General features: G+C 37.3%; 1 protein-coding gene. It reads left to right on the forward strand.

All coding sequences use genetic code 11. The features are described from left to right. Positions 1-244 precede the first annotated feature (244 nt). Positions 245-1483 carry an IS110 family transposase gene (locus BMG01_RS10430; RefSeq protein ID WP_188349657.1) on the forward strand — a complete coding sequence of 413 codons (1239 nt, stop codon included), beginning with the start codon at positions 245-247 and terminating at the stop codon, positions 1481-1483. Positions 1484-1623 lie beyond the last annotated feature (140 nt).

Consider the following 1623-nt stretch of genomic DNA (forward strand, 5'->3'; position numbering starts at 1 on the left):
GGTTTGATCCCCCTGTAGTTTAACTACTTTAAAAGACTGCCGCCCTGACAATCACTGCAATCGCCAACCACATGCTGTATCGATTATGCTGGCCACTGATATTGAGTAGTATCAGTTGTAGCTTGGACAGCCTAACCTGTGAATACTTATACGCGAGGAAGCGATATGTGATTGTAATTAGGGATTATCACGCGGTGTCCAATCTAAGACCAGACAATCTAATGGAAAGGAGGCCAATGAAATGATGAAATTATTTGTCGGTATTGATGTTAGCTCTAAAAAGCTTGAAGTGTCTATGTTAACTTCAGATATTTCTGCTAAACCGTTGTTCCAAGGTACTTTTGAAAATGACCTTAACGGTGCGACCGAAGTGAAAAAATTAATTCTTAAGCTTAATCTGTCTCAACAATTTGAGAAGATTGTGATTGGGATGGAAGCTACTTCGATTTACAGCTTCCACCCAGCTTATTTCTTTGAAAACGATGATGACTTAGCCCAGTTTAATACTCAGGCCGTCATCATTAATCCTCGCGATACTAAGAAGTATAAAGACATTTTTGAAATTCAAAAAAATGATTCAATTGATGCCTACTATATCGCTGACTTTTTACGTCTGGAACGCTATTCAACTAGTCTGGTGCGCCAAGAAAAATATGTTGCATTACAACGGTTGACGCGTTCGCGTTTTGAACTTGTTAAGAGTTTGTCACGTTCTAAACAGCATTTTCTTGAAAATTTGTATTATAAACTCAACAAGTTAGTTGTGAATGACGATCTCAATACTTCTGTATTTGGCGCTACCATGCTGGACTTACTAACTGAAGATTTCACGACCGACGATATCTCAGTTATGCCAATTGAAGAACTCGCAGACTATCTCAACTCTAAAGGTAAGGGCCGATTTGCTAATCCTAGCGCACTAGCCAAGACCATCCAAAAAGCTATTCGTGGCTCTTATCGTTTGGATAAAACGATTCAAACTTCAATTGACGTTGTTCTATCAGTCTATCTTAACGAAATTCGTTTATTTCAAAAACAAATCAAATTACTAGAAAAATCAATTGATGATCTTTTGAAGACATTTGATGAGGCACAAATCCTGCAATCTATTCCTGGCATTGGCCCAGTGTATTCAGCTGGTATATTGGCTGAAATTGGCCAAATTAAACGATTTGAAAATCAATCTCAACTAGCAAAGTATGCTGGACTCGCTTGGAAAAAATATCAATCTGGATCATTTAATGGTGACAATACGCCTATGATACATTCTGGAGACACTTACTTACGTTATTACTTAATTGAAGCTGCCAATTCTGTAAGACGTTATGATCCTGTCTTTGCGCGTTATTACCATCAAAAAGCTAATGAAGCCAAACATTCTCCACACAAACGAGCTGTCTCACTTACCGCACGAAAATTAGTTAGGGTGATTGATGTCCTACTCCGCAATCACCAAATTTATCAAAAGGAGAAAGTGGTATAGGCTATTAACTGCAACTTAACAAAGTTTAAATTCAGCTTATCATCAAATTTTATCGATGCATAAGCTTATTAAAATAGCGCTTCTTTAAGATATTTCACCTCCTTTAATTCAACCGTGATTTTAATTTCCACTTGACTTAT

The sequence above is a fragment of the Leuconostoc sp. BM2 genome, assembly GCF_002095565.1.
Taxonomy (GTDB): Bacteria; Bacillota; Bacilli; order Lactobacillales; family Lactobacillaceae; genus Leuconostoc; species Leuconostoc falkenbergense.

What these genes read in the sequence shown, in the direction of transcription:
- BMG01_RS10430 (WP_188349657.1), top strand. Translation starts at nt 245, where the DNA reads ATGAAATTATTTGTCGGTATTGATGTTAGCTCTAAAAAGCTTGAAGTG.